This window comes from Ruegeria sp. CDSB086, assembly GCF_059611065.1.
In genome coordinates, this window is record NZ_JBXWOV010000002.1 from 218,129 (window position 1) to 244,236 (window position 26,108).

General features: G+C 57.7%; 24 protein-coding genes. 7 read left to right on the forward strand and 17 right to left on the reverse strand.

Annotated features, from left to right (window positions below):
- Nucleotides 1-3: 3 nt before the first annotated feature.
- The 4 genes from AC2FIO_RS04705 to scpA all read right to left on the reverse strand — a co-directional run bounded on the left by AC2FIO_RS04705 (nucleotide 4) and on the right by scpA (nucleotide 4,048).
- Entirely contained in the window at nucleotides 4-684 is a 681-nt protein-coding gene (locus tag AC2FIO_RS04705) for a molecular chaperone DjiA (protein WP_058275662.1), read from the reverse strand.
- Nucleotides 685-693: 9 nt separating this feature from the next.
- On the reverse strand, nucleotides 694-1,218 hold the full coding sequence (locus AC2FIO_RS04710) for a GNAT family N-acetyltransferase (RefSeq protein WP_496695987.1): 525 nt from the start codon (nucleotides 1,216-1,218) through the stop codon (nucleotides 694-696).
- Nucleotides 1,215-1,817: a VOC family protein gene (locus AC2FIO_RS04715; RefSeq protein WP_496695989.1), complete on the reverse strand. Its 603-nt coding sequence runs from the start codon at nucleotides 1,815-1,817 to the stop codon at nucleotides 1,215-1,217. The genes AC2FIO_RS04710 and AC2FIO_RS04715 overlap by 4 nt, the downstream gene beginning before the upstream one ends.
- Before the next feature lie 104 nt (nucleotides 1,818-1,921).
- Entirely contained in the window at nucleotides 1,922-4,048 is a 2,127-nt protein-coding gene (scpA, locus tag AC2FIO_RS04720) for a methylmalonyl-CoA mutase (protein ID WP_282119085.1), read from the reverse strand.
- Nucleotides 4,049-4,216: 168 nt separating this feature from the next.
- On the opposite strand from scpA, the gene AC2FIO_RS04725 reads away from it, so the two are divergent.
- Nucleotides 4,217-4,663, forward strand: a complete 447-nt coding sequence (locus tag AC2FIO_RS04725; protein WP_058275658.1) for a DUF4174 domain-containing protein — start codon at nucleotides 4,217-4,219, stop codon at nucleotides 4,661-4,663.
- 76 nt (nucleotides 4,664-4,739) lie between these two features.
- Here the strand turns inward: AC2FIO_RS04725 and AC2FIO_RS04730 are convergent, their stop codons facing one another.
- Nucleotides 4,740-6,785 (reverse strand): ATP-binding protein, encoded by a 2,046-nt coding sequence (locus tag AC2FIO_RS04730; RefSeq protein WP_496695992.1) that lies wholly within the window; start codon nucleotides 6,783-6,785, stop codon nucleotides 4,740-4,742.
- Nucleotides 6,786-6,902: 117 nt separating this feature from the next.
- Entirely contained in the window at nucleotides 6,903-7,106 is a 204-nt protein-coding gene (locus AC2FIO_RS04735) for a hypothetical protein (protein WP_058275656.1), read from the reverse strand.
- A 650-nt stretch (nucleotides 7,107-7,756) separates the two neighbouring features.
- Between AC2FIO_RS04735 and AC2FIO_RS04740 the strand changes: the two genes are divergently transcribed.
- Nucleotides 7,757-8,914, forward strand: a complete 1,158-nt coding sequence (locus AC2FIO_RS04740) for a DcaP family trimeric outer membrane transporter (protein WP_496695994.1) — start codon at nucleotides 7,757-7,759, stop codon at nucleotides 8,912-8,914.
- 86 nt (nucleotides 8,915-9,000) lie between these two features.
- Here the strand turns inward: AC2FIO_RS04740 and AC2FIO_RS04745 are convergent, their stop codons facing one another.
- From AC2FIO_RS04745 to AC2FIO_RS04755, 3 genes are all read right to left on the reverse strand, one after another.
- Nucleotides 9,001-9,354 carry a hypothetical protein gene (locus tag AC2FIO_RS04745; RefSeq protein WP_496695996.1) on the reverse strand — a complete coding sequence of 118 codons (354 nt, stop codon included), beginning with the start codon at nucleotides 9,352-9,354 and terminating at the stop codon, nucleotides 9,001-9,003.
- A 136-nt stretch (nucleotides 9,355-9,490) separates the two neighbouring features.
- Nucleotides 9,491-9,976: a DUF6497 family protein gene (locus AC2FIO_RS04750; RefSeq protein WP_282168867.1), complete on the reverse strand. Its 486-nt coding sequence runs from the start codon at nucleotides 9,974-9,976 to the stop codon at nucleotides 9,491-9,493.
- A gap of 110 nt (nucleotides 9,977-10,086) precedes the next feature.
- Nucleotides 10,087-11,619, reverse strand: a complete 1,533-nt coding sequence (locus AC2FIO_RS04755) for an acyl-CoA carboxylase subunit beta (protein WP_496695998.1) — start codon at nucleotides 11,617-11,619, stop codon at nucleotides 10,087-10,089.
- Between the two features lie 183 nt (nucleotides 11,620-11,802).
- Between AC2FIO_RS04755 and AC2FIO_RS04760 the strand changes: the two genes are divergently transcribed.
- The gene (locus tag AC2FIO_RS04760) at nucleotides 11,803-13,008 is read left to right on the forward strand and encodes a multidrug effflux MFS transporter (protein ID WP_496696000.1); all 1,206 of its coding nucleotides are present in this window, start codon (nucleotides 11,803-11,805) and stop codon (nucleotides 13,006-13,008) included.
- A 64-nt stretch (nucleotides 13,009-13,072) separates the two neighbouring features.
- A complete protein-coding gene (locus tag AC2FIO_RS04765) occupies nucleotides 13,073-14,473 on the forward strand; it encodes a helix-turn-helix domain-containing protein (protein WP_496696002.1) in 1,401 nt (466 codons plus the stop codon).
- A gap of 73 nt (nucleotides 14,474-14,546) precedes the next feature.
- Here AC2FIO_RS04765 and AC2FIO_RS04770 read toward each other — a convergent pair whose 3' ends face one another.
- From AC2FIO_RS04770 to AC2FIO_RS04795, 6 genes are all read right to left on the reverse strand, one after another.
- Nucleotides 14,547-14,786, reverse strand: a complete 240-nt coding sequence (locus AC2FIO_RS04770) for an HP1242/YdcH family protein (RefSeq protein WP_170558723.1) — start codon at nucleotides 14,784-14,786, stop codon at nucleotides 14,547-14,549.
- 91 nt (nucleotides 14,787-14,877) lie between these two features.
- A complete protein-coding gene (gene betA / locus AC2FIO_RS04775; RefSeq protein WP_496696004.1) occupies nucleotides 14,878-16,536 on the reverse strand; it encodes a choline dehydrogenase in 1,659 nt (552 codons plus the stop codon).
- Between the two features lie 73 nt (nucleotides 16,537-16,609).
- Nucleotides 16,610-18,118 carry a choline-sulfatase gene (gene betC, locus AC2FIO_RS04780; protein WP_282119079.1) on the reverse strand — a complete coding sequence of 503 codons (1,509 nt, stop codon included), beginning with the start codon at nucleotides 18,116-18,118 and terminating at the stop codon, nucleotides 16,610-16,612.
- Complete coding sequence (gene betI, locus AC2FIO_RS04785) at nucleotides 18,115-18,687, reverse strand: choline-binding transcriptional repressor BetI (protein WP_108859390.1); 573 nt, start codon at nucleotides 18,685-18,687, stop codon at nucleotides 18,115-18,117. Before betI ends, betC begins: the two co-directional genes overlap by 4 nt.
- 87 nt (nucleotides 18,688-18,774) lie before the next feature.
- The gene (locus AC2FIO_RS04790) at nucleotides 18,775-19,683 is read right to left on the reverse strand and encodes a DMT family transporter (RefSeq protein ID WP_282151670.1); all 909 of its coding nucleotides are present in this window, start codon (nucleotides 19,681-19,683) and stop codon (nucleotides 18,775-18,777) included.
- A gap of 40 nt (nucleotides 19,684-19,723) precedes the next feature.
- A complete protein-coding gene (locus tag AC2FIO_RS04795) occupies nucleotides 19,724-20,323 on the reverse strand; it encodes a LysE/ArgO family amino acid transporter (protein WP_496696007.1) in 600 nt (199 codons plus the stop codon).
- 86 nt (nucleotides 20,324-20,409) lie between these two features.
- On the opposite strand from AC2FIO_RS04795, the gene AC2FIO_RS04800 reads away from it, so the two are divergent.
- Nucleotides 20,410-21,306 carry a LysR family transcriptional regulator ArgP gene (locus tag AC2FIO_RS04800; RefSeq protein WP_496696009.1) on the forward strand — a complete coding sequence of 299 codons (897 nt, stop codon included), beginning with the start codon at nucleotides 20,410-20,412 and terminating at the stop codon, nucleotides 21,304-21,306.
- On the opposite strand, the gene AC2FIO_RS04805 is transcribed toward AC2FIO_RS04800, so the two are convergent.
- Nucleotides 21,303-22,574 (reverse strand): MFS transporter, encoded by a 1,272-nt coding sequence (locus AC2FIO_RS04805; protein ID WP_496696011.1) that lies wholly within the window; start codon nucleotides 22,572-22,574, stop codon nucleotides 21,303-21,305. The genes AC2FIO_RS04800 and AC2FIO_RS04805 overlap by 4 nt on opposite strands.
- 156 nt (nucleotides 22,575-22,730) lie before the next feature.
- On the reverse strand, nucleotides 22,731-23,471 hold the full coding sequence (locus AC2FIO_RS04810; protein ID WP_058275643.1) for a YebC/PmpR family DNA-binding transcriptional regulator: 741 nt from the start codon (nucleotides 23,469-23,471) through the stop codon (nucleotides 22,731-22,733).
- Nucleotides 23,472-23,581: 110 nt separating this feature from the next.
- On the opposite strand from AC2FIO_RS04810, the gene AC2FIO_RS04815 reads away from it, so the two are divergent.
- Nucleotides 23,582-25,354 (forward strand): SLC13 family permease, encoded by a 1,773-nt coding sequence (locus AC2FIO_RS04815; RefSeq protein WP_496696013.1) that lies wholly within the window; start codon nucleotides 23,582-23,584, stop codon nucleotides 25,352-25,354.
- Nucleotides 25,355-25,370: 16 nt separating this feature from the next.
- A complete protein-coding gene (locus tag AC2FIO_RS04820; RefSeq protein WP_496696015.1) occupies nucleotides 25,371-26,105 on the forward strand; it encodes a glutamine amidotransferase in 735 nt (244 codons plus the stop codon).
- Nucleotides 26,106-26,108: the final 3 nt, after the last annotated feature.

The following is a 26,108-nucleotide window of genomic DNA, read 5'->3' on the forward strand; positions in this document are numbered from 1 at the left end:
GCCTCAGGCCTGCGCGCCGTTGATTTCGTCCCAGGCGCGGTTGATGTCGATCATCTTCTTTTCAGCCAGACGTACGGCCTCTTCGGGAACTCCACGTGCCAACATCGCATCGGGATGTGTTTCGCGCACAAGTTGCCGCCAAACCTTGCGAATATCGGGTAACGGCATGTCCCGTGGCACCCCAAGAACCGTGTAAGGATCATTGGGCGCATCAGGCACAAAACGGGCACGCAAGGCCATGAACTGCGCATCGGTCTGGCCGAAAATATGGCTGACCTCTTCCAGAAACTCGTTTTCGTTGGGGTGATAGAACCCGTCCGCCATGGCGATGTGGAACAACCCCTCCATCAAATCGCACAACGTGGTGCTGTCTTCGGAAAACATGCGCGCGATCTTGCGGGCGTAGTCCTGATAACCCGCGACATCTGTACGGGCCATGTTGAATACGCGCGCCGCGCCTTCCTCATCATCGCGGGCAATCTGGAACACGTCACGAAACGCCGTGACCTCATCCCGCGTCACCTGCCCATCCGCCTTGGCCATTTTCGCACCCAAGGCGATCACAGCGATGGTGAAAGCCACCGACCGTTCGGGCGGCGAGCGCAGCTTTTCAAAGACTGCGGTAAGGCTTTCACCCTGGGCAAGCGCGCTTAGCGCATCGGATATACGGATCCAGATCGACATGAGCGCACCCTAGCGTCCCAAATCGGGACTGTCAGGTGCAACCAAACCGTCTGAGGCAAGAATTTTCTGCATCAGCACAAGGTCCAGACGTTTCCCCCACTTGAACCCAACCTCGGGCATGCGCCCTACCTCGACAAAGCCCACGGCCGCGTGAAAAGATACTGCCCCCGGATTTGCCGAAGAAATCCCCGCCACCAGTGCATGAGCTCCCTCTGCCCGGGCGGCGGCCTCAAGCGCCCGCATCAAAACGCGCCCCGTACCTTGTTCACGCGCATCAGTGGCCAGTTGGATCGTTAGCTCTCGGCACTGCGCGTATCCCGGACCGGATCGAAACGGACCATAGGTGGCAAACCCAAGAATCTGGTCGTCCTGTTCAGCCACAAGATAGGCCGGACCGCGCGCTTCGATGTCACGCGCAATGCTGTCTACACTGCGTTCGTCGGTTGTGAATGTTACCAGCGTGTCGCGGATGATTGCGTTGGTGATCGCAGCTATCTCTTTGGCATCCGCAGCTTTGGCTTGTCTAATTTTCATTCCAAAACGCGTTTCCCATGCGGAGTTTCGAACTCTGCTCGCAATGCGACCGGGCCTGTGTCGAAAACCACAGCGTCCATTTCGCCTAGCAGCTTGGCTAGCTCCAGTGCGTCCGGGTGAAAAACCACCAATCGACGCAAACGGCAGCCGCTATCCTGCAGCATATTTGCCGGATGCAAATCTCCGTGCCACTGAATAAGCGCCGGGAACAGATTGTCGAAAGGCAGACGCCCGTTTGGCGGAACCGCCATTTGCCAGCGTAACGCCCCGCGGGCCAAGTCGATCGGGTGGCCCACCCCATCCGGAAACACGGTCAACGAGGCTGAAATGTCCGGCACCCGGCATATCCAGTTGGTAAGGCGCGGCACGCCCTTGAACCGGTCCAGATCGAACCATCTGGTTCTTTGCGGATTCGGTGCCTGTGGGTCAATCGCGATGGCCTCAAGATACAAGCCGTCTCGCAATCCTAACAGGCGGTTATATGTGCCAAACCTTTCATGCTTGCCGCCGTCCTGCAGCGGTACTCCCAATGCCTGTTCGACATGGGCAGACGCTTCTTCGAGCGTTTCGCCCGCAACCGCCAGATGATCCAGTAACACGCAGCGCCTCCTATTAAAAACGACCAAACCCTATCGGATCTGGTCGCATGTTTTCCTTAAAGGCGGTGGATCACAAGATTTTTCGACGAAAATCTTTGAAACCCTCAGCCTTTCGCTTCACCGATCAGGCGCAGGATGTCCTGAGCGGCTTCGGGGATGTTGGTGCCCGGGCCAAAGATCGCTTTGACGCCGTGATCATAGAGGAATTGATAATCCTGCTGCGGGATCACCCCGCCGCAGATTACAAGAATGTCCTCGGCACCGGCTTTCTTCAGCTCTTCTACTAGCTGCGGTGCCAGTGTTTTGTGCCCCGCTGCCTGCGACGAAATACCGATGACGTGCACGTCGTTGTCCACGGCGTCCTGCGCGGCCTCAGCCGGGGTTTGGAACAGCGGGCCTACATCCACGTCAAACCCGATATCCGCAAAGGCGGTTGCGATCACCTTGGCACCGCGGTCATGCCCGTCTTGCCCCATCTTGACCACAAGCAGGCGTGGACGGCGGCCTTCGGCCTCGGCAAACTCTTCGATGGATTTCTGGATCGCAGCAAAGCCTTCATCGCCTTCATATGCCGCGCCATAGACACCGGCCAGCGTTTTCACTTCGGCGCGGTGGCGACCGAATTCTTTTTCCATTGCCATGCTGATCTCTCCTACGGATGCACGGGCGCGGGCGGCCTCAACGGCAGCAGCCAGCAGGTTTCCACCCTCGCGGGCGGTCTTGGTCAGAGCATCCAGTGCCGTTTGACAGGCGGCTTCGTCACGGGTTGCACGGATACGTTCCAATCGCGCGACCTGAGCTTCGCGCACGGCCACATTGTCGACGTCCAGAATGTCGATCGGGTCTTCCTGTTCCTTGCGGTACTTGTTGACGCCGACGATGACCTCGTCACCCCGATCGATCATAGCCTGACGGCGGGCGGCGCTTTCCTCGATCCGCAGCTTGGGCATACCGCTGGCAACGGCCTTTGTCATGCCGCCCATTTCCTCGACCTCTTCCATCAAGGCCCAGGCTTTTTCGATCAACTCGTTGGTCAGGCTTTCGATGTAATACGAACCGGCCAGCGGATCGACCACATCGGTGACACCTGTTTCCTCTTGCAGAACCAGTTGCGTGTTCCGCGCGATGCGGGCCGAGAAGTCGGTCGGCAGCGCAATCGCCTCGTCCAGAGCATTGGTGTGCAGCGACTGCGTGCCGCCCAGAACCGCGCTCATCGCTTCATAGGCGGTACGGATCACGTTGTTATACGGGTCCTGTTCCTGCAGCGACACGCCCGAAGTCTGGCAATGAGTTCGTAGCATTTTGGAGCGTTCGGATTTCGCGCCAAAATCCGTCATCACCCGGTGCCACAGCGTACGCGCAGCTCGCAGTTTGGCGATTTCCATAAAGAAATTCATGCCGATAGCAAAGAAGAAGGACAAACGCCCAGCGAACTTGTCGACATCCATGCCAGCCTGCGTGGCGGCACGGACGTATTCCCGACCGTCGGCTAGCGTATAGGCCAGCTCTTGCACAAGGTTCGCCCCAGCCTCTTGCATGTGATAGCCCGAGATCGAGATCGAGTTGAATTTCGGCATCTCATTCGACGTGAACTCAATGATGTCCGAGATGATCTTCATCGAAGGCTCGGGCGGGTAGATGTAGGTGTTGCGCACCATGAACTCTTTCAGAATGTCATTCTGAATGGTGCCGGACAGGACGGATTTGTCATGCCCCTGCTCTTCGCCCGCGACGATAAAGCTTGCCAAAATCGGGATCACCGCCCCGTTCATGGTCATCGAGACCGAGACCTTATCCAACGGAATACCGTCGAACAGGATCTTCATGTCCTCGACGCTGTCGATTGCCACACCGGCCTTGCCCACGTCACCGACAACGCGCGGATGGTCACTGTCATAGCCGCGGTGCGTCGCCAGATCGAAAGCGACCGACACACCCTGCTGACCGGCCGCCAGATTGCGGCGATAGAACGCGTTTGATTCTTCGGCGGTCGAGAAGCCTGCATATTGGCGGATCGTCCAAGGGCGGCCCGCATACATGGTCGCCTTCACACCGCGCGTAAAAGGACCGAACCCAGGCAGCGACCCCATATGCGGCAGCTCAGCGGTGTCTTCCTGCGTGTAAAGAGGTTTGACGTCGATACCTTCCAAAGTCTCTTTGGTCAGGTCGTCCAACGGGCGTCCGCGCAGCTCTTTCTCGGCCAGCGCCTGCCAGTCTTTCGTATCGGTCATTGCGTATTCCTTTTCTCAATTCGGGTCGCGAACAGGCTTGGCCTGCGCGTTTTAACGTTCGGTGCCGCGCGTCGCGGCAGGTGTAAACGCGATATTTTGAAGCCTGCGTGCATTTCGCCGGTCGCATTCACCGGCGCAGAGGCTATATTCAAACGAACAGGAGGCCCTATGACACGAACGCTTGCCCTTGTTTTCTCGGCACTATTCCCGCTGGTCGCGATGGCGGCAGATGGGTCTGCGCCCGCCGATGAAGATTTTGTCCGCCCCGCTGGTGATAGCGAGCTGAGCGAATACTTATGGGTCAACCGGCCCATCGTCGTCTTTGCCGATACCCCAGCCGACCCGCGTTTCCGGCAGCAAATCGACATGCTTCTGGAAGGCGAAGAAGCCATGCGCGACCGGGATGTGGTCGTGCTGACCGATACCGATCCGTCTGCCCGTTCTCCGATCCGGTCACAATTGCGCCCGCGCGGCTTCCAGATGGTGTTCGTCGACAAGGACGGCGTGGTTAAACTGCGCAAACCCTCGCCGTGGAGCACACGTGAAATCGGCCGTTCCATCGACAAAACGCCCCTGCGCGAACGCGAAATCCGCGAACGACGCGAGGGCGGCTGAGCGCTTTCGCCACGCCCAAAGCTCCCGGCGCGAACCGCCGGGAAACCATGGAGATATGGTGAAAACGCGATCATGATCACTCGAACTCTATGATCACGTCGTCCACGGCGAGGTTGTCGCCGGGGCCTGCGTTGACTTTGGACACGACACCCTTCTTCTCGGCGCGCAGGATGTTTTCCATCTTCATCGCCTCAACAGTGCACAGTGCCTGACCTTCCTGCACTTCCTGCCCCACTTCGACATCGATCTTCACGATCAGGCCGGGCATCGGGCACAGCAGCATTTTCGAAGTATCCGGCGGCAGCTTTTCGGGCATCATACGGGCCAGTTCGGCCTGACGCGTCGTACGGACATGGACTTTGAGGTCTGCACCCCGGTTGCGAATACGGAACCCGCCCGAGATTTTTCCGACCTTCAAAACCAGCGGGCTGCCATCGACGTCCAGCACCGCCAAATGATCGCCCGGCGTCCAGTCCGAAGTGACCCGCACGGTATTACCGTCCGAGAACGTCACGGTTGACCCATCGCGATCCGCATCAATCTCAACCGCATATTCCTGCCCTGGCAGTGTGACGACCCAATCAGAGCCGACCTTGCGTTCGTGATTGTCCATCCGGCCAGAAACGCGGGTGCGGCGAATCTCGGCCACGCGGTGCATCGCGGCGCAGGACGCGGCTATGCGGCGCAAGTCGGCCTCGGGCAGTTCAACGCCTTCGAACCCGTCGGGATATTCCTCGGCGATAAAGGCTGTGGTCATGTCACCGCTGACGAATTTCGGATGGTCCATCACAGCCGACAGGAATGGCAAGTTGTGGCCAATGCCTTCGACCTCGAAACTGTCCAGCGCCACGCGCATCGCCTCGATCGCCTGTTCCCGCGTCGGAGCCCAGGTGCACAGTTTGGCGATCATCGGGTCATAGTACATGCTGATCTCGCCGCCTTCGTAGACGCCGGTGTCGTTGCGCACGGCGGCTTCACCTTCGGGCGCTTCACCTTGCCATTTATCGTTCACCAACAGCGGACCAGAGGCAATCTCTTGCGGCGGACGATAGCGGGTCAGACGACCAATCGACGGCAGGAAGCCACGATACGGATCTTCGGCATACAGGCGGTTTTCGATGGCCCAGCCGGTCAGGGTCACGTCGTCCTGTGTGATCGACAGCTTTTCACCTGCTGCGACGCGGATCATCTGCTCAACCAGATCGACTCCGGTGATCAGTTCGGTGACCGGGTGTTCCACCTGCAGACGCGTGTTCATTTCCAGGAAGTAGAAATTCTTTTCGCCATCGACGATGAATTCAACCGTACCGGCGCTGGCATAGTCTACGGCCTTGGCCAGTGCCACGGCCTGTTCGCCCATCGCCTTACGGGTCGCTTCGTCCAGGAAAGGTGACGGTGCTTCTTCGACCACTTTCTGGTTCCGGCGCTGGATCGAGCATTCACGCTCGCCCAGATAGATGCCGTTACCGTGACTGTCGCATAGAACCTGAATCTCGATGTGACGCGGCTGGGTCACGAATTTTTCAATAAAGATACGGTCATCACCGAACGAGTTTGCCGCCTCGTTCTTGGACGACTGGAACCCCTCGCGCGCTTCCTCGTCATTCCACGCGATCCGCATGCCCTTGCCGCCGCCGCCGGCACTGGCCTTGATCATGACCGGATAGCCGACTTCGTTGGAAATCTTGACGGCCTCTTCTGCGTCTTCGATCAGCCCCATGTAACCGGGAACAGTGGAAACACCGGCTTCTTGCGCGATCTTCTTCGAGGTGATCTTGTCGCCCATGCTTTCGATTGCCCGAACCGGTGGACCAACAAATGCAACGCCTTCAGCCTCAAGCGCCTCGGCGAATTTCGAGTTTTCCGACAGGAAGCCATAACCAGGATGCACCGCCTGGGCCCCACTCTGGCGAATGGCATCCATGACCTTGTCGATCACGATATAGGACTGGTTCGCAGGCGGCGGGCCGATATGCACCGATTCATCCGCCATCGACACATGCAAGGCGTTCTTGTCTGCATCCGAATAGATGGCAACGGTGCCGATACCCATCTTGCGGGCTGTCTTGATGACCCGGCAGGCGATCTCGCCCCGGTTGGCGATCAGGATCTTGTTAAACATGGAACGTCCTTTGTCTTGATGTTCTGAGAACGCAAAACGCCGCCGCAGGGAACGTTCCCCACGGCGGCGTGATGCGCGATTACGGTCGGGGCGACGCGCGCCCCGAAAAACCCGGTATTACCTACAGTTGTTTTGTGTCTTGCAGTACAGGACGTTGCCCGCCGCGCCGACAACCGCGCCGAACAGCGGATCGGCGCTGACAACAGCCGCCCCGACGGCGCCTGCGCCACCGCCAAGCAGCGCCTGTTCGCCCGTCGTGTCACCACAGGCGGCAAGGCCTGCGCAGGTCGCCATTGCAAGAACGAGTTTCGAGATTCGCATGATATCTGCCCCTTTGGAATTCTTGATGCGTTCCGGGGCAGATGTCCGATTTCGACCTTGTTATTCAATAACAGGCCGTCCTGAACAGAGTTTTGCGCAGATTTGTGCCGCTTTACGCTTGGATATTGCGCAAAGAAAAACGCGGGCAGGACTTTGTGAACATCACAAGCCTGCCCGCGGAAGGAAGGGGTACGGAATAGTAGGTGCTTGTGCGACGCAGGCAAAGTAGAGCCGCACGGCTTGGTCAGGTTGCTTGGCACAATCAAATGCGTAAACAAAGTATTGTTTCCGGTCAGGATTCCGGCTGGAAATCGCCCATTGGGCGAATGCGCGCGCAGAATCGCGCCGAGATCGGATGCAGTTTTTGGGGGGAAACGCGAGGCCAATGCCGTCACGTTGCTGTTACTTTTCCTCAGCAATTGGTCTGTTTCTGCGCCTGCAACATCACGGGTTGCGAAAAAGGGCGCTTGAATTTGTCTTTTCAAACGCAAAGGGTTAACCGATCTGTTCACCTTAGGGTGAAAACGGCCCGATAATTTTGCACGTTTCCTTGAGAAACTAGGAGATTCCCATCCCGTTCTCGTGATTTCCCTCAAGTTCTCTTGCGTGGAACGGTACCCCTGCACACTCGCACACAAGGAAATATCCACATGATTGCAAAGAGAAAAACGGCGTTGCTGCTTGCCGTGTCCGCGCTTGGCATGTCCGGCGCGGCTGCTTTCGCCCAAGACGCCCAGACGCAAACGGAACTTGATGCCCTGCGTGCCCGCGTCGAAGCCCTCGAGGCCGCAAATCCCGGCGCTGGCACTGGCGATCTTCGAATCGGAAACACCACTCTTGATGTTTATGGGTACGTTAAGGCTGATTTCTTCTACGACACGGACTTTGAACTGGGCGATCTTGCTGATGCGACCCGAATAGGCGAGCCAGCAAACGCGACCAGCGGCACCTTTGGGGCTACCGTGCGCCAATCGCGCATCGGGCTTCGGACCAATACGCCGTCTGCCATCGGCGATATTGCGGGCCAGCTGGAACTGGACCTGTTTTCCGGCGGGACGGATGGGCCTGCTGAATTGCGCCTGCGCCACGCCAATATCCGTATTGGTGACAACTGGTTGATCGGTCAATTCTGGACCAACTTCCAGCCGTTGGACACCTATCCCACGACAGTCGAATTCAACGGCCCCGTTGGCATTCCTTTCGCCCGCGTCCCTCAGGTGCGCTATACGAACACGCTGGGCTCGAACACAACCTTTGCGGTGGCGATCGAGGAAAACGTTGGCGGGTCGGATTCGAATGATCCCGTCCTGACCGGATCCATCGAATACAACAACGGTACCTACCTGGCCCGAGCCTCGGCTTTGTATGGTAAGGCCCAATCCAGCGCGGTCGAAGTGGATCAGACCGGCTATACCCTCTCGGCTGGCATCCGGCCCTGGCAAGGCGGTCTGTTTCAGGTCAACTATGTCGACGGCGAGGCTTTGGGCCCCTACCTGATCGCTGCCGGTGACGCCATCGTCAACGGACAGGCCAACGACGTGGATGGATTTACCGTGGAATTCCGCCAGGAACTGAGCCCCAAATGGAACGTCGGCATCGCCTATGGGCAAGAGAATTACGACCTGCCGACCTCGACCGGGACCTTGTCCTTTACCGAAATTGAAACGATCCACGTGAACGCCTTTTACAAAGCGACAGACAATCTGACGCTTAGCGCCGAATACTTCTATGGTGAGCGGAACGATGCACCGACCGGACGCACCTTTGACAGCAACCGAATTCAATTGGCGGCGCAACTGAACTTCTGACCACACATACCGACCCTGCCCCGACACGGGCAGGGTTTTTGGCCTGGAAGGCCTCACCGCGTTATGTGCGACAGCGGTTGGCACGATCAGCGCACCCCGTCAAAAATTTCGGGGAAGGAAATCCGGCCCACATTCGGATCAATGACCAAAAGCGCGTCGTAACTAGCTGAATCAAAAGGATCTTCGGCCGGAATGACTTCGCGTTCGAAGAGCCAGCAAAGACGGCCAGCATCCAAATTGCCCCTCTCAAACGGTTGGTCGCCAAAATGCGCCCACAGGGCTTCCATAAAAGCCGCATCCGCGCGCTTGTCCGCGGGTTTACGATCTCGAAACCGCTCGCGGCGGGTCAGGGGCGTCACGCCTTTGGGATTGGCCCGACGAATAATGAACTGAAAGTCAGTTCCCGGCAGGCGCCCGGGAAATCCGCGATGTTTCAGCATGGTTCCACCTCAGTTGCACAAGGGGTCATGGGGATCAGATATTCACATCCGTCACAGGATGATGTCATGGTGCGCACCTCCAAAGCCGCGTAGCTGTTCAGAAATGCCCTGACGGGATGAATAGCGCGATTCATGGTCAAAGCCCCTCCCAGATACACCGGGACTGTTCCAGCCGGTAGGCTTCAAAGAACTGCGTGGCATCAGGGGATGTACGGCCGAATTCGATGGGCCGGTCAGACAGGGAAATGACCACCCGGGCAGCGTCCAGTTCGTATTTAGCCACATAAGTAACCGCAAGCGTCTGGCACAGATGTTCCATGTCGACCGAGGCGATATCGTACCCGATCCGGCCAATGTCCGAACCGATCTTGGGCGCAATAAAGCGAAACCGCACCCAAAGCTCACCGGGGTTATTGTCCAGCAGAACGTCGCTCAGGTGCACTGGCTGTCCGGACGGGACCGGCAACAGGTTTTCGGAATCAGCCAGAACGGGGACCGCAAAAACCGACAGTACAACAGCTAAAGCGCGATCCCGGACCCGCCACAGGCGAGCTCCTCTCTCCGGGATCGCGCGCGCCTGGCTTTCGGCCCGCGCTGTTCTATGTCTGATTGGGCAACTCATTAGCAGTTGTGGCCTCAAAGTCAATTTTGCACCCAAGTAATCTGCCCTGACCGTTTGTCCGAGACGCTGTCCAAACCGTTTTGGCCGGGCAGATTTCCTTGCACATCCCCTCAAAGAGGGATGTTGTCGTGCTTTTTCCACGGGTTTTTCACGTGCTTGTTCCGCAAGCTGGCAAAGGCCCGCGAAACGCGACGGCGGGTCGATTGAGGCATGATCACCTCATCGATAAAGCCACGCTCGGCCGCGACAAACGGGTTCGCAAACCTGTCCTCATAATCCTGCGTGTGCTGCACAATTTTCTCGGCATCGCCCAGATCGGCACGGTGAATGATCTCGGTCGCGCCCTTTGCGCCCATCACCGCGATTTCGGCTGTAGGCCAGGCATAGTTGAAGTCACCGCGCAGGTGCTTGGACGCCATAACATCATAGGCACCACCATAAGCCTTACGGGTGATGACGGTAACTTTTGGCACCGTGGCTTCACCGTAGGCAAACAACAGCTTGGCGCCGTGCTTGATCACTCCGCCATATTCCTGCGACGTCCCCGGCAGGAATCCAGGTACATCCACCAGCGTCAGGATCGGAATTTCGAAGCAATCGCAGAACCGCACAAACCGCGCGGCCTTGCGCGAGCTGTCGATGTCCAAACAACCGGCCAGGATCATCGGCTGATTGGCTACAACGCCCACTGTCTGCCCTTCAAGCCGGATGAACCCTGTGATGATGTTTTTAGCAAAATCCTCCTGAATTTCGTAGAAATCACCCTCATCCGCCACTTTGGTGATGAGTTCCTTCATGTCGTACGGCGTATTAGGGTTGTCGGGGATCAATGTATCCAGCGAGGTTTCCAGACGGTCGGGTTCGTCAAAGAACGGGCGCACTGGCGGCTTTTCGCGGTTGTTGAGCGGCAGGAAATCAACCAAACGGCGCACCTCGGCCAATGCTTCGACGTCGTTCTCAAACGCTCCGTCAGCAACCGAGGATTTCTTGGTATGGGTCGACGCCCCACCCAGCTCCTCGGCGGTAACGACTTCGTTTGTGACCGTCTTGACCACGTCGGGGCCGGTCACAAACATGTACGAGGTGTCTTTGACCATGAAGATAAAGTCGGTCATCGCCGGGCTGTAGACTGCGCCACCAGCACAGGGCCCCATGATCACGCTGATCTGCGGAACCACGCCTGACGCCATGATGTTGCGCTGGAACACCTCGGCATAACCAGCCAGCGACGCCACGCCTTCCTGAATTCGCGCCCCGCCCGAGTCGTTAATGCCAATCACCGGTGCACCGTTCTGAACGGCCATATCCATGATCTTGCAGATCTTCTGAGCATGGGTTTCCGAAAGCGAGCCGCCAAAGACCGTAAAGTCCTGGCTGAACACATAAACCATGCGACCATTGATAGTACCCCAGCCAGTAACGACACCGTCACCCGCTGGCCTTTGCTTCTCCATCCCGAAATCGGCGCACCGATGGCTGACAAACATGTCAAATTCTTCAAAGCTGCCTTCATCCAGCAACAGTTCGACCCGTTCCCGCGCAGTCAGTTTGCCGCGCGAGTGCTGTGCGTCGATGCGCTTTTGTCCACCACCCAGCCGCGCGTTGTCGCGACGGTCTTCAAGTTCGGAAAGGATGTCTTTCATAACGATGATCCCCTGTAAAATCTGGCCGGACACTATACGCAGATGCCGCGAGACCAAAGTATCTTTCGGCAAATTTGCAAATCTTATCCAATCATCTTGGTGAATATTGTAAACTTGCTAATTTTCACTCACAAAACGCGTGATGGATGGCATTCTGATCCGTGGTGACTATACACGTGAACTATGCAGTTTAGTTCTTCGTCGGCGCATCGCTCGCCTCCTAAAATTACCACTCTGGTTTTGCTGTCCGGATTGTCCGCGCTCAGCCTCAATCTGTTTTTGCCGAGCCTGCCCAATATGGCACTGCACTTTCAGGCCGACTACAAGGTCATGCAACTGTCGATTGCCCTGTACCTGCTGGTCAATGCGGTGCTTCAGATCCTGATCGGACCAATTGCCGACAAGGCGGGGCGCCGTCCCGTTCTACTTTGGGGGTTGGTCCTTTTTTTAGTGGCTACGTTGGGCTGCATCCATGCACCCAACGTCCAGGTTTTTCTTGTTTTCAGAATGTGTCAGGCAATCATCGTGGTCGGCATGGTTCTTAGCCGTGCGGCGGTTCGGGACCTATATGATCAGGACCAGGCGGCGTCGATGATCGGTTATGTAACGATGGGCATGGCCATTGTCCCCATGATCGGACCCGCGATCGGAGGCCTGTTGGAGGAGAGCTTTGGCTGGAAAGCCAACTTCTGGCTGCCCTTCGTTCTTGGCGTAATGACGCTGGTGCTAACTTACTTAGATTTTGGCGAAACCTCAGCCAAGAGCGGCAAAACACTGGTTCAACAATTCCGGGAATACCCCGAACTGCTGGGTTCCCCGCGATTTTGGGGCTATTCGCTGTCATCCGCGCTGTCGTCTGGCGCCTTCTTTGCCTATCTGGGCGGCGCTCCCTTTATCGGCACCGAACTATTCGGCCTCAGCGCCGCCGAGGTCGGCATCTACTTTGGCGCCCCAGCCGTAGGGTACTTTTTTGGCAATTTCTTCAGCGGTCGCTATTCCGTTCACTTCGGCGTCAATCGAATGGTACTTTGGGGCTGCTGGCTGAACGCAGCAGGCGTTGCAATGTCCGCGATCTTGTTTCTGGCCGGTTTCGGAACGGCGCTTAGCTTTTTCGGCTTCATGACCTTTGTAGGCATTGGAAACGGCATGACGATTCCCAACGCAACGTCGGGCGCACTTTCGGTGCGACCGCATCTGGCCGCCACAGCATCCGGACTGAGTGGAGCGATCATGCTGGGCGGCGGCGCGGGCCTCAGCGCGCTTGCAGGAGCCTTGCTAACCCATGAAACTGGAGCAATGCCCCTGCTGTGGTTGATGCTGGCAACCTCGGTCCTGGCAGTATGCGCAATATTGTCCGTCATTCGACGCGAACGGCAACTGGGCCTTTGAATGGCTTGCCTATGACGGTTTGCAAAGTTAGCTTGCCGAATTAGGAAAGTTGCAAAGGCCCAACATGGCGACTCAGAAACTCTATGCAGGTGCAAAGCTACGCGAAATGCGTACGCGCTTGTCACTGACCCAAAAGGAATTTGCCGCCAAACTGGGTGTTTCCCTGCCCTATCTAAACCAGATGGAGAACAACAACCGTCCGATTTCGACCACGGTCGTTCTGGCGCTGGCGCAAGAATTCGGAATGGATGTCACCGAGTTGAGCACCGGCGACAGTGAACGCCTGGTCTCGGACATGCGCGAGGCATTGGCCGATCCGGTCTTTGACGATGCCGTTCCGCCACTCGCCGATCTCCGCCTGACGGCTTCAAACGCACCCGCTCTGGCACGAGCCTTCATTGCTCTGCACCGCACCTATCGTCAGACGCATGAACGCCTGGCCTCTCTTGATGAAGCATTGGGGCGCGAAGACGCGCAAATCCAGGCCAGCCCATGGGAGGAAGTGCGGGACTTCTTCCACTATTGCGACAACTATATCGACGCGGTGGACCGCGCGGCTGAACGATTTGCCGGGCGCGCCGAGGATGCAGGTGGCATACGCGCCGCAGCCCTGGACGGCCTCGCGGAGCGCGGCATCCGGGTACAATTCCCGGATATCGATGAAACCCGAAAGTACGACCCAGAAAACAAAACACTGCAGCTTTCGTCCAGAACCGCACCACAAACTCAGGTGTTTCAGTTGTTGTTGCAGGTTGCACTGATCAGTCAGGACAAACTTCTTGAAGCAACGCTGGATTTTGCCAAATTTCACAGCGATGAGGCCCGTGCCATTGCCAAGATCGGGCTGGCAAATTACTTCGCCGGCGCATCACTGATGCCTTATGCCAAATTTCTGGCCACAGCACAGGAATATCGTCACGACCTTGAACTGCTTAGCAACCGGTTTGGCGCATCGATCGAACAGGTGGCGCACAGGTTGTCGACCCTGCAACGCCCTGGCGCAAAAGGCATTCCGTTTTTTTTCGTTCGCGTTGATCAGGCCGGAACGATCACCAAAAGACACTCGGCCACGCGCCTGCAATTTGCCCGGTTCGGCGGCGCCTGCCCCTTATGGAACGTGCACCGCGCCTTCGAAACACCCGGCCACTTTCTGCGTCAGCTTGCAGAAACACCCGATGGCGTTCAGTATATTTCTCTGGCTCGGGACGTGTCGAAATCCGGAGGCTCATACGGTGCACCGGTACGTCGTTATGCCATTGCCCTTGGGTGCGAAGTGCGTCACGCCGAGGCGCTGGTTTATGCCGACAATCTGGACTTCAAAAACGCCAGCGCCTACGAGCCAATTGGCATATCCTGCCGCATCTGCGAGCGGCAGAATTGTCATCAGCGATCGGTTCCGCCATTGGAAAGACGCTTAACGATAGACGCCCATACCCGCGGCACCCTGCCCTATGAAGTCACCTGATCTTTACCTGGCCTGACAATATCCCGGGGGAGGCGCGGCCTGCCGCGACCGGGGGCGGAGCCCCCGACATGCCTCAGGCTTTCGACAGGATAGCCCAGATCTCGTCTTTCAAACCCGCACGTTTCTTACGCAGGTCCGTTTCAGCAAGATCATCCATCGGCTCGACATTCGTTTCGGCTCGATGCACTTCGCGGTTAATCTCATGGTATTCATCCGCCAGCCGCGCAAAGTGAGCGTCCGTCTGCTTGAGTTGGCTCATCAGCTCAACCTTGTCCGGAAACTCTTCAGCCAGTTCGTGCGGGGTATGGGACATTCCTGTTCGCTCCTCAAAACATGTTGTTGCGATTCAAGTCTATTCGTCCGGTCCCCGTCAATCTTTGACGCGGATCAAATCATTCTTTCGATCATCGCTGTGCAACCGCCCATTGGGGATTAATCCAAGGTTGGTCATTGGCTGCTGGCAGGGCATTCTTACCCAACAGATGATCGGACATCTTCTCACCCACCATGATAGATGGCGCGTTCAGATTGCCATTGGTGATCTGCGGGAAGATGGAGCTGTCGGCAACGCGCAGCCCGTCCACGCCAATAACGCGCCCCTCGGGATCGACCACAGCGTTTTTGTCATCAGCCCGACCCATCCGGCAGGTTCCACAAGGGTGATACGCGCTTTCGGCATGTTCCGCGATAAATGCATTGAGCGCGTCGTCAGACTGCACATCCGCACCAGGTTGGATTTCTTTACCGGAATAAGGTTTGAACGCATCCTGTCCGAAAATCTCACGCGTCAGGCGAATACAGGTGCGAAAATCTGCCCAATCCTCTTCATGGCTCATGTAGTTGAATCGGATCACTGGCCTGTCTTCGACATTGGCTGACCGCAGCGTCACCGCCCCGCGCGACGGCGAGCGCATCGGTCCGACATGCGCCTGGAACCCATGACCTTCGGCCGCCGCCTGGCCATCATAGCGAACGGCAATTGGCAGGAAGTGATATTGAATATCCGGGTATTCCACGCCCGGTTTGGACCGAATGAAAGCCGCACTTTCGAATTGGTTGGATGCACCCAGACCGGTTTTTGTGAACAGCCACTGCGCCCCGATCAGACCTTTGCTGATCAGATTCCAGTGTTTGTACAGCGTGATCGGCTGTAGGGATGCCTGCTGGATGTAAAGCTCCAGATGGTCCTGAAGGTTCGCACCCACACCCGGGCGATCCGCCACGATGTCGATCCCATGCTCGGCCAGATGCGCTGCCGGACCGATGCCTGACAACATCAGCAGCTTGGGAGAGTTGATGGAGGACGCGGCAAGAACCACTTCGCGCCGAGCGCGGATGACCTCAGTCTTGCCACCTCGGATCAATTCCACTCCAATTGCGCGGCCATTTTCCATAACCACCCTTGAGGCCAGTCCGCGCACGATATCGCAGTTGTCGCGCTTGAGCGCAGGTTTCAGATAGGCATTCGCCGCCGACCAACGCCGTCCTTTCCAGACGGTTTGTTCCATCGGGCCAAAGCCTTCCTGCTTTTCACCGTTGTAGTCGCCGGTAACCTCGTACCCCGCCTGCTGACCCGCATCGACGAAAGCCTGAAATAGAGGGTTCTCGCGCGGTCCGCGAGAAACATGCAGCGGGCCATCGGTGCCGCGCCATGTCGGATCACCGCCGTGGCCACCATCATGCCAGGTCTCCATGCGTTTGTAGTACGGAAGAACATCCGCAAAGGACCAGCCATCGGCGCCCATCTCGGCCCATGTATCGAAATCGCGCGCGTGGCCACGAACGTAGACCATACCATTGATCGAAGACGAGCCGCCAATCACCTTGCCGCGCGGGCAGGCCAGTTCGCGGTTATTCAGGTGCGGCTCGGGCTCGGACTTGTAACCCCAGTCATACATCGGCATGTTCATCGGATAGCTCAGCGCCGCTGGCATCTGGATGAACGGTCCGGCATCGGTGCCACCATGCTCGATCACCAGAACCGAGGCCCCGGCCTCGCTCAGGCGATATGCCATCGCGCAACCTGCGGATCCTGCGCCGACGATGACGAAATCTGCTTCCATTTTCAGGTCTCCATATCCTGCCGAACTGCGTTTTGAACCGTTCGGCAGGAGTATTTTCAAAAAGGTGAAGAGGTTACTCGCCGCGCGGGTAGCGGGCGTTTTCCTCGACGACATTCAGATCCATGTGATTGCGCATGTAGCGCTCGGATGCCTTCTGCAGTGGCTGGTAATCCCATGGGTAATACCCGCCCTGCCGCAGCGCCTCGTAAACAACCCAGCGGCGCGCCTGGCTGGCGCGGACATCCGCGTCGAATTTATCCAAGTCCCAACGCGCCTGAGATTTCGCGCGCAAAGTTTCCAGTGTACCTGCGTGTTCGGGATTTTCCGCGAGGTTTTCCAACTCATGCGGGTCAGCCTCAAGGTCGTACAACTGATCAGGGTCCAGTGCGCAGCGATTGTATTTCCACTTGCCATAGCGCAGCGAAACCAGCGGCGCATACGAGCCTTCGGCCGCGTATTCCATCTTCACCGGAGCAGTCCGTTCGGTGCCATTGGCCAGTGGTACAAGGTCTTCACCATCGGTCCACGGCGCGATCTCGGCCATATCTACACCCGCCAGTGCGCCAAGGGTTGGCGTGACGTCGATTGTCGAAACCGGTGTGTCGATACGGCCTGCCGGCATATCCGGCGCGGCAATCATCAACGGCACGCGTGCCGATCCCTCGTAGAAGTTCATTTTGAACCACAGGCCCCGTTCACCCAGCATGTCGCCGTGATCCGAGACAAACATGATGATCGCCTCTTGCCGGGTTGTTTCCAGCACCTCGAGGATTTCACCGATCTTGTCGTCCAGATACGAGATATTGGAAAAGTACGCGCGGCGCGACTTGCGGATGTCTTCTTCTGTGATGTCGAAGCTGCGCCAATCATTGGCATCAAAGATACGCTTTGAGTGCGGGTCCTGATTGTCATAGCCAATGTCCGCAATCTCGGGCTGCAGGTGCTCGCAGTCTTCGTACAGATCCCAATACTTGCGGCGCGCCACGTAAGGGTCATGCGGGTGGGTAAAGCTGACGGTCACGCACCATGGGCGGTCATCCTTGCCGCGCGCCAGATCGTAGAGCTTGGCCTTGGCGTTGTAGGCGACCTCGTCGTCATACTCCATCTGGTTGGAGATTTCGGCCACGCCTGCGCCCGTCACCGAGCCCATATTGTGGTACCACCAGTCAATACGCTCACCCGGTTTGCGATAGTCCGGCGTCCAGCCAAAATCAGCCGGGTAGATATCGGTTGTCAGGCGGTCCTCAAACCCGTGCATCTGATCTGGGCCGACAAAGTGCATTTTGCCGGACAGGCAGGTGTAGTAGCCCGCACGGCGCAGATGGTGCGCATAGGTCGGGATGTCGCTGCGGAATTCTGCGGCGTTGTCGTAGACACCCGTGCGCGAAGGCAGTTGACCGGACATGAAGCTGGCCCGCCCTGGCGCGCAAAGCGGCGAAGCCGTATAAGCATTGGCAAACCGGGTCGACCGCTCAGCCAGCTTCTTCAGGTTTGGAGCGTGAAGCCAGTCAGCGGGACCGTCTGGAAAGAGGGTCCCGTTCAGCTGATCCACCATCAGGATCAGAATGTTCGGTTTTGTCATTTTTCAGCCTCGAGCAGAGTGTTGAGGACACGCATTGCGTGATTGACCGCCAGCTGCGGTTCTTCCGGCGCGCTTAGTGCGGCGCGGATATACAGCCCATCGATCAGGGCGATCATGTTTTCGGCCGCCTCGGCCGGATCGCCCAGCAATGGGCGCAGGGCGTGTGTCAGGTTCGACCGGATACGCGCCTGATAGATTTGCCACAGGCGCAAGGCGTCATCATTCGTTTGGGCCAGCACGTAAAACGTCATCCACGCAGCGATGACATCCGGTGTGAAACACGATGGTGCAAAACAGGCCCGAATAATGGCCTGCGCGCGTTCCTGCGGGACAGCATTCTTCAGCTCCTGCCTAGCCTCGTCGGCAAAGTCCGACAGGATACGGCGCATGGCAGCCAGAAAGATCTGGTCTTTGCCACCGAAATAATGATGCGCCAGCGCGCTGGACATGCCTGCCCGTTTGGCAATCTGGCTGACCGTTACATCAAGGGATTTCTTCGACCCGAGCTCGGCAATTGTTGCCTTGACGATCGCGTCACGGCGGATTGGCTCCATTCCGAGTTTCGGCATCGCTATCCCCTCATTGCGTATTTGAGAAAACGCTAAGGGGTTTTTATTGACTCGTCAATCAATAACGTTTCATGCGGCCGTCAACTGTCAGAGTTTGGGTGCGATACTGGGGGTCGTCAAGCTGCTGCGGTTCAAAACCGCTTCGCGCCAGGCAATGAAACTGACCGCCAACAGAATCACCGTACCACCCGCGACAACCCAAATGTCGATGCTTTCGTTGAAGACCAGCGCGCCCAACAGGGTGGCCCAGATCAGCTGCAGGAATGTAACCGGCTGTGTGACCGCGACCGGGGCCGCCTTAAGTGCGATCGTCATGAAATAGTGGCCCGCCGTGGCAAAACTGGCCACCAGAAACAGCACGCCGAGGTCGCGCAAGCTGGGCGTGGTCCAAACTGCAATCGCAAAGGGGATCAAGGCTATGGTCACCCAGATCGACATATGCGCCACAACGACCGACGGCGGCAGATCACGCACAAGCACTTTGGCGATCAGATAAGATCCGCCCAGGGTCAGGGCCGTGCCCAGCATGGTGATATGACCCAGTGAAATCTCACGAAAACCCGGCCTTAGGATGATCAGAACGCCAACCAGTGCCACGCCAATCGCGGCGATCCGACGGATGGCCAGCTTTTCGCCCAGAAACAATGCGGCCCCCAGCGTGACATAGACCGGCGTCATGTAGTTCATCGCCGTAACCTCGGCCAGCGGGATCTGGGTCATCGAGAAGAACCACAGCATCACTGCAAATGCGTGGACGACACCGCGTGTCCCCAGCAACACGATGTGGCTGCGTGTAAGGTGGGTTTTCAACACCAGGCGCAACGCCGGCAACAGAAAGATCAAGCCGAAGGCAAACCGCAGAAACGCAGCCTGCGTAGGGTCCATCGTGGAGCCCAGCGACTTTACCAACGCGGTCATGACCACAAACGACAAGCCTGCCGAAAACATCCAGAGCATGCCAGCCACGGGGCGGTGTTGGGCGGTTAAAGTTGACATGTTAACGGTTGAACACCGAATACTTGGCAGAGGCAACCCGTCACATCAATACGAGCTTTGCAGCAATTGCCAGCATGACCACGCCGATTATTAAATCCAGCAACTGCCACGCCCGTGGTCTTGCAAATATCGGCGACAGCGCCCCTGCCCCGTAGCCCAGCGAAAAGAAGAACACAAAGCTGGACGTCATTGCCCCAAGCGCAAAGGCCAGCCGATCATCATACTGCGCCGAGATTGACCCGATCAGCACAACTGTATCCAGATAGACATGCGGGTTCAGCCATGTGAACGCAAGAACAGTCAGCAAAACAGATTTCAGGCTGACGCGCTTCCCCTCGCCGATCTCCATCACCGCTCCGCCGCGCCATGCCGAACCCAGGCTGCGCAAACCGTACCATATCAGGAAGATCGCCCCGCCATACCGCATGACGGTCTCGAACCAGGGCAACGCGTGCGCCAATGTTCCGAAACCCGCAACGCCCGCGGCTATGAGAATGGCATCAGACACCGCGCAAGTCAGGCACAGTGGGAACACATGCTCGCGCCGCAACCCCTGGCGCAGGACAAAGGCGTTTTGCGCGCCAATGGCGAGGATCAGGCTGAAGCCAAGCACAAAGCCTGCAATCAAGGATGTGGACATGAAACCTCCGATAGTCTGAGGCGTTGACTACCTGCTTACCAAGCATCTATCAAATTAAAGAAACTGACCTGAATTAAGTCTGGCTAATGCTACTGGATCCAAACCATCTGTCCGCGCTGTCTGCCATCCTGCGTCATGGCAGCTTTGACGCGGCCGCCTCAGAACTTGCGGTTACGCCTTCCGCGGTTTCACAGCGGATCAAGGCGCTGGAAGACCTTGTCGGCGCAACACTGATCAATCGGGGAACGCCCTGCACGGGCACTCCGATGGGTTTGCGCATCGCTCAACACGCCGAGGACATCGGGTTACTTGAGACGCATCTGGCCCGCGAACTGACACTTGATCAAACCAACGGCCCCGCGCGCGTGCGCGTCGCCGTGCCAGCCGACGTCCTGGCGACGTGGTTCATCAATGTCATGTCTCAGGTTGACGGCCTGCTGTTCGATCTGGTCGTTGACGATCAGGATCATTCGGCGGAATGGCTGAGGCGCGGAGAGGTCAGCGCCGCCATAACGGTCGGAGGTGATACAGTCCCAGGCAGCGACGCCGTCGCCCTTGGCGCCCTGCGGTACATCCCCACGGCCAGCCCCGATTTCATACGCAAATGGTTCGCGGACGGTGTAAATGTCGAGACGTTGTCCCGCGCCACCTGTTTGACATTCAACCGCAAGGATGGGCTGCAAAAAGCCTGGATTACCCGGCAGACAGGTCAACGGCTATCACCCCCTTCGCATTTCCTGCCGTCCTCTCAGGGGTTTGTAGAAGCGGCCATTGCGGGGATTGGTTGGGGAATGAATCCGGAAAGTCTTGCGCGCCCAGCGCTGGAAGATGGCCGGTTATGCCCTTTGGTACCGGGCGCGCGGCTTGACGTAGGGCTGACCTGGCAGGTGGGTCGCGTGCTATCCACGGCGTTGGCCCCGCTGACTGACGCAGTCAAACGCGCCGCCAATGGTGCCCTGCTTCCTGCTGACACGGCAGACTAGGGCTGAACCGCTTTTTTCTCGCTGGGTACAACCACACGGTAACAGGCGATCGCCGCGAAAACGCTTGTGGCGACGATGAAGGCGATTGCCCAGGCGACCTCGTGCAAATGCGCAACGCCTGCCAACGCGGCCGAGAGCAATACACCGGAGATCCGGCAAATGCTCTTGATCGCTGCGGCACCTTTGACCCTCTGATCTTTTGGGGCAACGTCCAGGAAGTACAGCTTGCGGGCGCTGCTGATCCCTGTCACCGCAACAGTGACAACGAACAAGGCAATGGCGTGCAAGTGAACGTCGTGATCCATGCCCAGAAAGTGCACGGACAAAAGCGCACCGCCCGTCAGCGCCACCATCAGGTTCCCGGTGACCATCACGGCGCGATGCGATTTCATGTTCACCAATTGCCACAGTGGGGCAGATACAAGATACCCCGACGCCGACGACACGATCATCGCCGTCAGCCCTCTGGCCGAATCGTGGTGCGCTTCGGCTGCGATCAGCGCAAAGAACGGTACGGACAGGGATACGACAACAAGCGGCATGCGCATGATCATGTAACGGCGGAACCAGTGCTGATCGAACATTGCGGCGATATCGGTGAAGTTATCCAGGAACTTTCGCTTCTTGACCCGTTGCGCGCCCTGTTCCTGGGTGGGACCGGCGGTTTCGGACATCATTAGAATCGACAGGCCGGATAGGACAAAGAATGTTACCGAAACGGCGATGACTGCGGAATGGCGCGAAAACGGTGGGTTTTCTTTGGTGATCTCGTGAACCAGCAACGCCAATCCGATTGCGCCCAATCCACCCACCCCCAGCTGCAGATAATGCATGATCATCCGCGATTTGGAGCGCACCTGATCGCCCAGCAGATCGGTATACATCAGCGACTGAATTTCTTCGATCAAACCGATCATGAAAAATGCCGCGACAAAAGCCACACCTATGACCGGAACGACACCTGTTGAGGCCACCAACAAAGCCAAAATCAGGCAGGCACCGATTGCGACCTCAGTCATCGCGATTGCACGTTTCTTGCGGTCACGCGCTGCGATGGGATACGCGAGGAAAACATCCGAGATCATGCTGCCAACCATCCGCACCGACACCAGCGCGCCGGCTATGTACATCGGAAGCTCAAGCGACACGGCCAGAAATGGCAAGACCACGGATGGGCTGCCTAGGGTCCACGCCACCTGAGACAGAATGCTTTGCCCAGCCAGGACCGGAACGTTTCTTTTCGATGTGTCCAGTGACTTGTCAGTCATATGCGCGCTTGGGTTCCTCGGCTCGCAAAAGGGCGCGCCACTTGGGTTTGATCAATCCATGGTACTCAGTTCCACGCAACCGGCCAAGAACCCCCTGTGTCAAAAATGAAAACCCGGCCAAAGACCGGGTTTTTCGTGCTTTTCTTGCAATGCGGATCAGAGCTGAGCCATGACTTCGTCCGTGGCTTCGAAATTCGTCGTCACGCGTTGAACGTCATCGTCGTCCTCCAGCGCATCGACCAGCTTCATCAGCTTTTGCATGTCTTCCAGACCCAACTCGGTTGTCGTCGTAGGCTTCCAGATCAGCTTGGTGGAATCGGTTTCCCCCAGCGCAGCTTCAAGGGCGCTCGACACTTCGTTCAGGTCGGTATCGGCACACCAGATGATATGCCCTTCTTCCGAGCTTTCGACATCTTCAGCGCCGGCTTCGATTGCGGCTTCGAACACGGTGTCCGCGTCGCCGACGGAACCCGGATAAACCACTTCGCCCTTGCGTTCGAACATGAAGCCAACTGAACCGGTTTCGCCCAGGTTGCCGCCGTTCTTGGAAAAGGTCGAACGCACGGTCGACGCTGTGCGATTGCGGTTGTCGGTCATCGTCTCGACGATCACCGCCACACCGTTCGGGCCATAGCCCTCATACCGGATCTCTTCGTATTCATCGCCTTCGCCCGCCGTCGATTTCTTGATCGCGCGGTCGATGACATCTTTTGGAACCGACTGTGACTTGGCTTCTTTCACGGCCAAACGCAGCCGTGGGTTTTTTTCAGGATCGGGGTCGCCCATCTTGGCAGCGACGGTGATCTCTTTCGACAGTTTGGAAAACAGTTTGGACCGCGCGGCGTCCTGACGCCCCTTGCGGTGCTGGATGTTGGCCCATTTGGAATGGCCTGCCATGTTGCGTCCTCGTCATCGTGATTGCGTATTCGGCGCTCATATAGACGTTTGCGGGGCCAAGGATCAAGAGAGCGGCTTGCGACAGTCGCCGCGAAGGGTATGGTGGCCGCATGACGACAGACCAGATTATTCTTTTTTCCCTTTTCGCCACTGTGTTTGGAATGCTGCTTTGGGGGAAGTTTCGATACGACCTTGTGGCCTTCACCGCGCTATTGATCGGAGTTACGCTGGGTGTTGTGCCGGTCGATGACGCCTTTGCCGGGTTCGGACACCCCGCCACGATCATCGTCGCTTTGGTATTGGTTGTCTCGGCCGGGTTGGTGCGCTCCGGCGCTGTTTTCCTGATCACCCGCACACTGGTCGATGCCTCGCGCGGGCTTGGCGCGCACATCGCACTGATGGGCGGGATTGGCGCTGTTCTGTCAGCCTTTATGAACAACGTGGCTGCGCTGGCACTGCTGATGCCGGTCGATATCCAAACCGCGCGCAAGGCGGGGCGACCGGTCGGCCTGACCCTGATGCCGCTGAGTTTTGCCACTATTCTGGGCGGCATGGCCACGTTGATTGGAACGCCCCCAAACATCATCATCGCATCGATCCGGGCTGAGACCTTGGGTGAACCGTTCCGAATGTTCGATTTCGCCCCCGTTGGTGGATTGGCCGCGATTGCCGGGCTAGCATTTGTCGCGCTGGTCGGATGGCGGTTGATTCCCAATCGCGGAACACAGGAAGAGGCCTCGGAAACCCTTGCCGAATACATCGCGGAACTGACGGTCCCGCCAGAGTCGCCGCAAATCGGAAAACGTGTCAGCGAACTTTATGAGGCCGCCGAGAAATCCGACGTGGCCATCATCGGCCTTATTCGAGATGGAAAACGGCGCTATGGCCGGTCGGCCCATGCTACAATCAAACCGGGCGACGCTTTGGTGCTGGAGGCCCGCCCCGAGGCGCTAGACGAATTTCGCACCGCGCTGAACCTCGATTTCTCGGATACCCGCCGTCAGGAATTGCTGACCGCCGAAGGGGACGGTCTTGAGGTGATTGAGGTTGTTGTGCCGTTGAACGCACGCGTCACCGGTCGCACCGCGCAGGGCCTAGGATTGGCTTGGCGTCAAAGCACCGTTTTGATGGGGATTTCACGTCAGGGCCGCCGCATAACCGAACAGGTCCGCAAAACTCAGATTGAAGCGGGCGATATTCTGTTGCTGCTGTGCCCACGTGACCGCAGTGCCGATGTGACCGAATGGCTGGGTTGTTTGCCACTTGCTGAACGCGGTCTGAACGTCACCGCCAACGAAAAAGCGTGGCTTGCCATTGGCTTGTTTGGTGCAGCTGTTCTGGCGGCCAGTGTCGGGCTGATCTACCTGCCCATCGCTTTGGGGTTGGTCGTTGTCGCCTATGTTCTGACCAAGATCATGCCGATTGCCGATATCTACAATCATATCGAGTGGCCCGTTGTCGTTCTGCTGGGTTCAATGATCCCGCTAGGCAGCGCATTGGAGACTTCCGGCGGTACAGAACTGATTGCGAATGCTTTGATTCAATTGACCGACGGGCTGCCGGCCTGGGCCATTCTGACCGTGTTGATGGTGGTCACAATGACCCTGTCAGACGTGCTGAACAATACGGCTACCGCCATTGTTGCGGCTCCGGTCGGCATCCAGATGGCCCGCACGCTTGAGGTTTCACCCGACCCGTTCCTGATGACGGTTGCCGTTGCTGCGTCAGCCGCGTTCCTGACGCCGATCGGGCATAAGAACAATACGCTGGTGCTGGGGCCCGGAGGGTATCAGTTTGGTGATTATTGGCGCATGGGGTTGCCGCTGGAAATCCTGATCATCGCCGTTTCCATTCCCGCCATCCTTGTATTCTGGCCACTGTGACGGATAAAGGCCTTTCATGAAACGATTTCTGATCCTGCAACTGCGCCCGGAAACCGATGCTTCGGATGCCGAATATACCTCGATCCTGGACAAAACGGGGCTGACTCCCGATCAGACCCATCGCATCCGATTGGATTGTGAGGCTTTGCCCGACGATTTGAATGTCACTGACTATGCTGGGGTGATTGTTGGTGGTGGACCGGGATGCGTCAGTGACGACCCCGCAACCAAATCCGAAGCCGACGCGCGCATTGAAGGCGTCATCATGGGATTGATGCCGCAGATCATCGCACAAGATCATCCCTTTATGGGCTGTTGCTATGGGCTGGGCATTCTGGTCGCCCATCTTGGCGGTGACGTCAGCAAAGAGAAATACGGTGAACCTGTCGGACCTTCGACCTGCCACCTGACTGCAGACGGAGCGCAAGACCCGCTAACGGCAGGGCTGACCGGAACATTCGACGCCTTCGTCGGCCACAAAGAGGCCGTGCAGGCGCTGCCGAGCGGGTGCATCCACCTGCTGGCGTCGGACCCCTGCCCGTTCCAGATGATCCGCTGGGGGCAGAATGTTTATGCCACGCAATTCCACCCCGAGGCGGACGCGCGCGATTTTGAGCAGCGCATCAATATCTACAAGAACCACGGCTATTTTCCGCCCGAAGACGCCCAGCGCCTGATCGACATTTGTCACGCAGCGGACGTCACGCAACCGGCCGAAATCCTCCGCAGATTTGCCCAACGCTATGGGTGACCC

Bases quoted from the DNA above. Each gene is read 5' to 3' on its own strand.
- AC2FIO_RS04790 (WP_282151670.1), bottom strand. From the start codon at position 19,683: ATGTCAACTTTAACCGCCCAACACCGCCCCGTGGCTGGCATGCTCTGG.
- AC2FIO_RS04735 (WP_058275656.1), bottom strand. From the start codon at position 7,106: ATGCGAATCTCGAAACTCGTTCTTGCAATGGCGACCTGCGCAGGCCTT.
- AC2FIO_RS04740 (WP_496695994.1), top strand. From the start codon at position 7,757: ATGATTGCAAAGAGAAAAACGGCGTTGCTGCTTGCCGTGTCCGCGCTT.
- betC (WP_282119079.1), bottom strand. From the start codon at position 18,118: ATGACAAAACCGAACATTCTGATCCTGATGGTGGATCAGCTGAACGGG.
- AC2FIO_RS04710 (WP_496695987.1), bottom strand. From the start codon at position 1,218: ATGAAAATTAGACAAGCCAAAGCTGCGGATGCCAAAGAGATAGCTGCG.
- AC2FIO_RS04805 (WP_496696011.1), bottom strand. From the start codon at position 22,574: ATGACTGACAAGTCACTGGACACATCGAAAAGAAACGTTCCGGTCCTG.
- AC2FIO_RS04730 (WP_496695992.1), bottom strand. From the start codon at position 6,785: ATGTTTAACAAGATCCTGATCGCCAACCGGGGCGAGATCGCCTGCCGG.
- AC2FIO_RS04800 (WP_496696009.1), top strand. From the start codon at position 20,410: ATGCTACTGGATCCAAACCATCTGTCCGCGCTGTCTGCCATCCTGCGT.
- scpA (WP_282119085.1), bottom strand. From the start codon at position 4,048: ATGACCGATACGAAAGACTGGCAGGCGCTGGCCGAGAAAGAGCTGCGC.
- AC2FIO_RS04770 (WP_170558723.1), bottom strand. From the start codon at position 14,786: ATGTCCCATACCCCGCACGAACTGGCTGAAGAGTTTCCGGACAAGGTT.
- AC2FIO_RS04795 (WP_496696007.1), bottom strand. From the start codon at position 20,323: ATGTCCACATCCTTGATTGCAGGCTTTGTGCTTGGCTTCAGCCTGATC.
- AC2FIO_RS04755 (WP_496695998.1), bottom strand. From the start codon at position 11,619: ATGAAAGACATCCTTTCCGAACTTGAAGACCGTCGCGACAACGCGCGG.
- betI (WP_108859390.1), bottom strand. From the start codon at position 18,687: ATGCCGAAACTCGGAATGGAGCCAATCCGCCGTGACGCGATCGTCAAG.
- betA (WP_496696004.1), bottom strand. From the start codon at position 16,536: ATGGAAGCAGATTTCGTCATCGTCGGCGCAGGATCCGCAGGTTGCGCG.
- AC2FIO_RS04760 (WP_496696000.1), top strand. From the start codon at position 11,803: ATGCAGTTTAGTTCTTCGTCGGCGCATCGCTCGCCTCCTAAAATTACC.
- AC2FIO_RS04705 (WP_058275662.1), bottom strand. From the start codon at position 684: ATGTCGATCTGGATCCGTATATCCGATGCGCTAAGCGCGCTTGCCCAG.
- AC2FIO_RS04725 (WP_058275658.1), top strand. From the start codon at position 4,217: ATGACACGAACGCTTGCCCTTGTTTTCTCGGCACTATTCCCGCTGGTC.
- AC2FIO_RS04745 (WP_496695996.1), bottom strand. From the start codon at position 9,354: ATGCTGAAACATCGCGGATTTCCCGGGCGCCTGCCGGGAACTGACTTT.
- AC2FIO_RS04820 (WP_496696015.1), top strand. From the start codon at position 25,371: ATGAAACGATTTCTGATCCTGCAACTGCGCCCGGAAACCGATGCTTCG.
- AC2FIO_RS04810 (WP_058275643.1), bottom strand. From the start codon at position 23,471: ATGGCAGGCCATTCCAAATGGGCCAACATCCAGCACCGCAAGGGGCGT.
- AC2FIO_RS04750 (WP_282168867.1), bottom strand. From the start codon at position 9,976: ATGAGTTGCCCAATCAGACATAGAACAGCGCGGGCCGAAAGCCAGGCG.
- AC2FIO_RS04815 (WP_496696013.1), top strand. From the start codon at position 23,582: ATGACGACAGACCAGATTATTCTTTTTTCCCTTTTCGCCACTGTGTTT.
- AC2FIO_RS04765 (WP_496696002.1), top strand. From the start codon at position 13,073: ATGGCGACTCAGAAACTCTATGCAGGTGCAAAGCTACGCGAAATGCGT.